At 40.7% G+C, this 7289-nt stretch carries 7 protein-coding genes; all 7 read left to right on the top strand.

Features of this window, described 5'->3' with window-relative positions; all coding sequences use genetic code 11:
- The coding region (locus tag EO95_RS16000; RefSeq protein WP_048136409.1) for a hypothetical protein at positions 1-1203 on the top strand (1203 nt) is incomplete at its 5' end.
- Between the two features lie 285 nt (positions 1204-1488).
- Positions 1489-1851 carry a potassium channel family protein gene (locus EO95_RS15995; protein WP_048136406.1) on the top strand — a complete coding sequence of 121 codons (363 nt, stop codon included), beginning with the start codon at positions 1489-1491 and terminating at the stop codon, positions 1849-1851.
- Between the two features lie 308 nt (positions 1852-2159).
- Positions 2160-2924 (top strand): hypothetical protein, encoded by a 765-nt coding sequence (locus tag EO95_RS15990; protein WP_156164086.1) that lies wholly within the window; start codon positions 2160-2162, stop codon positions 2922-2924.
- A 474-nt stretch (positions 2925-3398) separates the two neighbouring features.
- Positions 3399-3536 carry a hypothetical protein gene (locus tag EO95_RS17770; RefSeq protein ID WP_156164085.1) on the top strand — a complete coding sequence of 46 codons (138 nt, stop codon included), beginning with the start codon at positions 3399-3401 and terminating at the stop codon, positions 3534-3536.
- 377 nt (positions 3537-3913) lie between these two features.
- A complete protein-coding gene (locus EO95_RS18535; RefSeq protein WP_268767918.1) occupies positions 3914-4039 on the top strand; it encodes a hypothetical protein in 126 nt (41 codons plus the stop codon).
- Between the two features lie 551 nt (positions 4040-4590).
- Positions 4591-5181: a GNAT family N-acetyltransferase gene (locus tag EO95_RS15980; RefSeq protein WP_048136404.1), complete on the top strand. Its 591-nt coding sequence runs from the start codon at positions 4591-4593 to the stop codon at positions 5179-5181.
- A 290-nt stretch (positions 5182-5471) separates the two neighbouring features.
- Positions 5472-6971 (top strand): S9 family peptidase, encoded by a 1500-nt coding sequence (locus tag EO95_RS15975; protein ID WP_235283065.1) that lies wholly within the window; start codon positions 5472-5474, stop codon positions 6969-6971.
- Positions 6972-7289: the final 318 nt, after the last annotated feature.

Genomic DNA, 7289 nt, shown 5'->3' with positions numbered 1-7289 from the left:
GCTTTCGGGCTTATGGGCCGCGAATTAATGAACCGCCGCTTCGGGCAGGCAAGCCTGATTGCATATTCTTCGAGAGTGCTTCCTGTTTCTGAAAGGTTTATCTTTGCCAATTTCCTGGGAAAAGATATCGTATACTATTTTATCTTTTACATCCTGCCCTTCGTCACAGGCTTTGCCCTTGCTGCAGAATTTGTCCCTGCGGGCAATTTCGGTGCTCCTTCAACCCTTATGACTCTTCTTCTGACCCTTTCCCTTTCCTTTATGATCGGGATTTCTGCAATATTCTTCATGTCTACTGTTTATGCACACTCAGGAAAGATCTCGCTTTTCTGCCTGTTTGCTGCTTCTGTTCTCCTGCTCCATATCTCAGGAAACCTTAACCAGGGTACCCTTTATGACCTTCCAAGCCTTTCCTTTTTCCTTGTTCAGTCCGAAAACCAGCTTCTGCTTTCCGGTGTTCTGATCCTTGTTCCTTCAGTTCTGTCGCTGATTTTCCTGAAAATCGACTTTCCACAGGCTCAAAAGAGCTTTTCCAATTCCTTTTCAAAGCTCTGCAGGTATCTGGGTTCATACAGATATGCAGCCTTTGTTGCAAAAGATTCCATTGACCTTAAAAGAAGTGAAGGAGGGCTCGGAAAAATAATATTCTCTTTCGTGCTGCCTCTTCTGCTTGTCTGGACACTGCTATCCGCTCTCGGAAAGGTTATACCGGCTTTGAGCACACTTACACTCTTTGCCCTGGTGCTCGGCGTGCTTTCATCTTCAATGTACAACTGGCTTACCGAGTACGATATTTTTGCTTCCTATGCCTTTCTCCCCCTGAAAGCCTCTGACATGATAAAGAGCAAACTGAACAGCTACCTTATTCTCAACCTGGTCCCAGTTGTAATTCTTACACTGCTAGCCCTTAAAAAAGATCCTTCTTCCCTGGTCCCGTCCCTATTGCTCTTCATTACGATCTCATTTTATATGGTTTCTGTACTCATTTACCTGACAGGGCTTTCCCCCTCTATTAACCTCTACAACGGAAAGACCTTTGCCATTTATACGCTTTCAGTCATGCCGCTCCTGATGCTTAATATAATCCTGTCCATGTTTGGTCCGTACTATGCGCTTGTGGATCTGTTGCTGGTTCCTTTTGCACTGTACCTTCTCGGGAAAGGTTTCAGGAAATGGGATCGCAACGAATGCCGGTGTTTTTAAGGACCAGCAGTTTCTGATAACCTGTGTTACCTGTGTTTATTCTCTCAAAAGGAATAAATCACGGGCTTACTCCCTCATAGATGTCTTTTTAAGCCATGATTGGAAATATATAGTTGGGGAGAGGTTACGAACCAATTTTTCACCATTAGAGTTCCAACTTTGAAGAGCTCAGGGTTTTGCTCGCTCAGATGTATCTGGAATTGGATAATATAATTTGTTGGGGGAGAAAAGACTACGATTCCGTTTCTCTTAACTTTACTGGCATTTTTAAGAGTGCTAAGAAAGATGCTTGAGGACGAGAAGTTCCGATCCCTCCTGTATATCGCGGCGCTGACGCTTGCAATAGGTACTTTTTTCTACCATTCTGTTGAGGGCTGGAGCTGGCTTGATTCGCTCTATTTTTCGGTTATCACCCTGACGACTGTGGGGTATGGAGATTTTACCCCCGAAACCAACTACGGGAAGATTTTTACAATTATTTATATTTTTATAGGGTTGGGGATACTGATTGGTTTTGTCACTCCTATTGGAGAATACATAGTGGATAGAAGACTGGAAAGGGTACAAAAGAGAGAGCAGGAAAAAGAAACATCTGAAAAAGAGCTTGATTTCTCCGGCGTAGTTGGAAAGTTGAGAGGAAAAAGATAAGGTTTATTCTTCTCCAAACTTCTTACATCATATTAATAAAATATGTTATTTATAATATATATTACTGCATCATTTGATGGCTGTATAATTTGATGAATGTATCATTTGATGAATGTATCATTTGATGGCTGTATAATTTGATGAATGTATCATTGCATAGCTGGGTCGAGTATATATCAATAATTTTTTAAAATTAAACAACTGGGGTGAGGAGAATTAAAAGATTCAGTTTTTTTGTAACTGTAGTGCTTATTGCAACGATGTTATTTGCTTCCGGCTGTTCTCAAAATGGACCTGAAGAAGATACAATGAATAAAACAGAAGGTGGAGTAACCGAAGGGGTAACTGAAGAAACCAACGAAAGAGTAACTGAAGGGACAACTGAAGGAGTAACTGAAGAGGGAGTGGAAACTGAAGAGGGAGTGGAAACTGAAGGGGAAAGTGGATATAATCCTGTCATTAATCCTGATGATTTTGTCGAGATTATAGACAATCCTTATTTTCCGTTGACTCCGGGCACAACTTTTGTCTATGAAGGTGAGTCTGAAGAAGAAACGATAAGAGATGAGGTTTTTGTAACCAATGAAACCAGGACGGTAATGGGAGTAAATACAATTGTTGTCCGGGACCGGGTATTTGAAGATGGGGAGTTGACCGAAGAGACTTTTGACTGGTACGCTCAGGACAGGGATGGGAATGTCTGGTACTTCGGGGAAGATTCCAGAGAATATGAAGACGGGAAACTCATAAGTACCGAAGGTTCCTGGGAAGCTGGCGTTGACGGAGCCAAACCTGGAATTCTAATGGAAGGAAACCCTCAGGTCGGCGATACTTATCGGCAGGAGTACCTGGCCGGTGAAGCAGAAGATATGGCTGAAGTTCTCTCTCTGAACGAATCGGTTACCGTTGCTTACGGTTCTTTTGAGGATTGCCTGAAAACAAAAGAATGGACCCCGCTTGAACCTGGCATCGAGGAAAACAAATATTATGCTGCCGGAACAGGTCCGGTTCTGGAGATGGCAGTAAAAGGCGAATCAGAAAGGCTGGAACTTGTAGACATTATCACTGAATAACAGGATTAACGGCAGTTCAGAACGGGTTTGCATAAATCAAGTCCGGATGAGCAATAATTCAAGAAACCTTATAAGACTCATAATAAAACCCGTTCTGAATCATTTTAAAACCGTTTTTATAGTTTCGGACTTAAATAATTATACTTCAGTATTTACACATTATTCATTCGAGACTCCGTGACCACCGACATTACGAAATAATGGATTAATACAGTCGCATTTATTCCTTGTTCCCCGTGCCGTTTAGTGTTTCATCCATTCTTTCCAACAGCCTGTTTTTTGGAATTAAATTGTCTGAGGCTATAGTATCACCAGCCTGGATTTATCAGATATTGGTAAGTTCAATCATAGTTTGATATGTTGATTCTATATGAGTTTTTTTAATAAGTAAATGTTTTGGTAAGAAACTAATATATATATTTAAGAGAGTATAATTGGTACTTATATAAAAAATTGTATCAGAGGTGATTAGTTATGGCAAAGACAATTGGTGATACTCAGAAGGCAGGAGCAGCCAGTGGAAAAATCCAGGCAAAAGCTCCAGCACCGGCAAAAGCTGCAAAGAAGGACGCAAAAGCTGAGAACAAACCGTCCAAAGGTTCAAAGAAATAAGAACAAATTAATCTCTACCTGAAAGCCAACCTTCTCAGCAACAGCTTATCAAGATTCAAAACTTCCTAAAACTGGAAATACAGTAAATTTGTAACATTGAGAGCCTCTATCATAACTAAAAAACGGAATAATAATTAAAAAAGGATAAGCTGCTGCTCTTAAATCCATCATAGATTAATTAGGAATTATGGATTAACAAATTCGAATATAATTTAGTAAGTTCAATCATAGTTTGGTAAGTTAGTATTATAAGAGTTTCTTGAATAAGTGAATATTTAGTTGGGTACTAATAAATATCCAATAAATAAACCGATTAATATGATTCAGCAAATATAATTAAGCACTTATATAAAATACGGATATAAAGGTGTTTATTTATGACAAAAACAATTGGCGATACTCAGAAAACAGGAGCTACTTGTGGAAAAGCTCCAGCACCGACAAAAGCTGCAAAGAAGGACGCAAAAGCTGACAGCAAACCGTCCAAAGGTGCAAAGAAGTAAAAAAACAATCACTACCTGAAAGCCAACCCTCTCAACAGCAGCTTATCAAGATTAAAGATGTCCTCAAACCGGAAATACAGTAAATTTGTAACATTAAGAGCTCTATCGTGACCAAACAAACGGAATAATAAATAAAAAACGGAATAAGAAATTAAAAATGATAAGCTGCTGCTCTTAAATACAATATCCGGGATCCGAGCTGCCAGAAATAAGCAGTCCGGAAAACCCGATGAGATTAATCAGAAATGGATTTGTTATCTTTTTTGTCCTTTCAATAAGATTCTTTTCTTTTCTTTTCTTTTACTTTCTGCCAAAAACTCCAAAAGAATGGGAGCTCAGAAAAGTTATTAAGGTAAAAATTTACCGTTACCATGTTTGTGCCGTAAAATTATATAATAAGTACATAATTATATATTTTATATAATGGTATTAAACTTACTTTTATCACTGGATTTTGGAACTGAGTCGGGTAGAGTACCTGCTTCGATAAGGGCCCTAAAAAACTGATAAGTTTGGGGCACAAATATTTATTATGCGATCAAGGGATCACAATGAAAACAAAGTGGATCAAGGATGACATATCTTTCAGCTATTGTGTGGAGGCAGACCTAAAGGACATAGCATCAATGCTTTCAAAAGAAAGTGTATGCAAATACATGTTTTTTGGGCCAAATAAAGAAGAAGACACAGTGGTTTACTTTTCCCCGCTGGTCAAATCAATAGAGGACTCTTTAAAGGAAGATAAAATACCGGATTGTCATATATTCTCCATCAGGAAAAATAGTACCGGCGAATCTATAGGTCAGTGTGCATTGCTTCCAATAGAATTCACTAATGGGAATTATCTGATCGGGTATCAGATAGATGATACTCAGTGGAAAAAAGGATATGGTACTACTGCCTGTGATTTCTTAGTACATTACGCTTTCAATGTTATAGATGCATTCAGGCTTACAGGCGATTGTGCCCGGGACAATTCAGGATCAGAGAAGGTGATGATAAGATCAGGTTTTCAGTCTGAATGCATACAAAGAAAATACTGGCTTGTGGGGGAAAAATATTTTGATAGAATGCTTTTCTCACTCCTGAAAGAAGACGTTCCTGAAAGCAGGTTAAAAGAATTAAATTATATTTATAGGTAAAGTCAAGGTAACTGTTCCGTACGCCAAAATCCTTCGATTGATATTTATTTAGATATTGATTTTGGCGAAACAGATACTCTAACGACACAATTCCATGATCCAGTGATTTTTCATTTTTCTTTCGAGATTATGACTTTTTAAATAAGCCATAGAAGATATCGGATCTACCCACTATTTCGATAATCTAAAAAATGAACAATGTTAAATGGAAAAGTCGCTTAGTACCATAAATAGATAAAAACCATACTCAATAATAAATTTTATAGATAATTGTTCAAAGGGAGTCTTTTATGAATCGTAAAATCGGAATTTGTTTTTTTTTGTTGATTGTTATTGTGACTGTAACAGGTTCAGGATGCATCTCTGAAAGCGATAACATGTCTGAAGGCGATAACATGTCTGAAGAGGAAATTGGAAACATCGAAGACATCGAAGGCCTCTGGATGGGACGCCTAGAGGTTCAGGGAGGTAACGAATTAAGAATTCTATTTAACATCTCTACCGGGCCTGGGGATTTACCGACTGCCACTATGGACAGCCCTGACCAGGGAGTAAACGGCATACCTGTAGAGACAGTTACCTATAAGGATGGGGATCTGCGCCTTGAAGTGAAATCCGTCAGGGGAGTTTTTGAAGGGACACTTAAAGAAGACGGAAAAACCATAGAAGGAGAGTGGAAACAGGTAGGATCAGCTCTTCCACTTGTGCTTTCCCGTATTGATGAAAAACCTGAAATTCGCAGGGAACAGGACCCTGTAAAACCCTATCCATATGATGAAGAAGAAGTCGTTTATGAAAATACAGCAGCAGGAGTAAAGCTGGCAGGTACGTTAACCCTTCCCCGGTCTGAGGGACCTTTTCCGGCAGTAATTCTCATAACCGGTTCCGGTCCGCAAAACCGGGATGAAGGGGTTTTTGGCCACCGCCCCTTCCTTGTACTCTCGGATTATTTGACACGTCAGGGTATCGCCGTGCTCCGGGTCGATGACCGGGGCATTGGAGGGTCAACCGGGAACTTCTCGCAGGCCACGACCGAGGATTTCGCAGGGGATGTGCTCGCTGGAATTGAATACCTGAAGAGCCGCGAAGAGATAGACTCGACCAAGATCGGGCTGATAGGGCATAGTGAAGGCGGTTTGATTGCCCCAATAGTAGCAGTGCAGTCTCCTGATGTTGCATTCATCGTACTGATGGCAGGCCCTGGCATTACCGGGGAAGAAATTATCCTGTTGCAGAGTGACCTGATTTCCAGGGCAGAAGGGGCAGACAATGAGACTATTACCCGGAATAATGCCCTTATGACAAGTATGTACTCTGTGATAAAAGAGGAACAAAATAATACAATTGCCGCGGAAAAACTTCGCAAGCTTATAATGGATGAGCGGGCAAACATGAGCGAAGAAGACAAACAGAATTCAAACTACTCTGAAGCTGACCTTGACGCTCAGGTTAACGCTCAGGTTCAGACGCTGGTATCGCCCTGGATGCGCTTTTTCCTGACATACGACCCCAGACCGACATTGATGCAGGTGAAATGCCCGGTCCTTGCGATAAACGGCGAAAAAGACCTTCAGGTGCCGCCTGAAGAGAACCTCCGTGCTATCGAAGAAGCTCTCAAAGCAGGAGGCAATAAGGACTACACGGTAAAAGAACTGCCAGGGCTCAATCATATATTCCAGACCGCTCAGACCGGGTCCCCCTCTGAGTACTCAGCTATTGAAGAGACAATCTCTCCGACTGCTTTAGAAGTAATAGGGGACTGGATTTCGGAGCACACGCAGGAAAAGTGAACGGTTAAAAGAGCTTCAGTGTTCAGGAGGAAATGACGATACGGTATTGCCATGCAGTGTCATTTTCCCCTTCATTTTTTTCTGGTACCTGCCTGAAGAGCTTCGTAAACACTGAGGATGTTATCTTAAATTGGGAAGCATACAAATTGTCAAATTAGGATTTTGTTTCTAATGTTCGCCACTCCAAAAAAAAGAATAAAAAAGTAACCCAGTCAGAAGTAACCCTGCCAGAAGTAACCCAATCAGAAGTAATCCTGTTAGGCACATTGACAAGGAGGATAATGTTGGCACGGTAAGGGCTGTCTCTTATACACATCT

Origin of the sequence: Methanosarcina sp. 1.H.T.1A.1 (genome assembly GCF_000979295.1) — an archaeon.
Lineage (GTDB): Archaea > Halobacteriota > Methanosarcinia > Methanosarcinales > Methanosarcinaceae > Methanosarcina.
Note: the sequence above shows the minus strand (reverse complement) of the source record. Positions and strands in the feature narration are given on the sequence as shown.

Coding starts and splice junctions, on each gene's coding strand:
- EO95_RS15995 (WP_048136406.1), top strand. CDS start 1,489: ATGCTTGAGGACGAGAAGTTCCGATCCCTCCTGTATATCGCGGCGCTG.
- EO95_RS15975 (WP_235283065.1), top strand. CDS start 5,472: ATGAATCGTAAAATCGGAATTTGTTTTTTTTTGTTGATTGTTATTGTG.
- EO95_RS18535 (WP_268767918.1), top strand. CDS start 3,914: ATGACAAAAACAATTGGCGATACTCAGAAAACAGGAGCTACTTGTGGA.
- EO95_RS17770 (WP_156164085.1), top strand. CDS start 3,399: ATGGCAAAGACAATTGGTGATACTCAGAAGGCAGGAGCAGCCAGTGGA.
- EO95_RS15980 (WP_048136404.1), top strand. CDS start 4,591: ATGAAAACAAAGTGGATCAAGGATGACATATCTTTCAGCTATTGTGTG.
- EO95_RS15990 (WP_156164086.1), top strand. CDS start 2,160: ATGAATAAAACAGAAGGTGGAGTAACCGAAGGGGTAACTGAAGAAACC.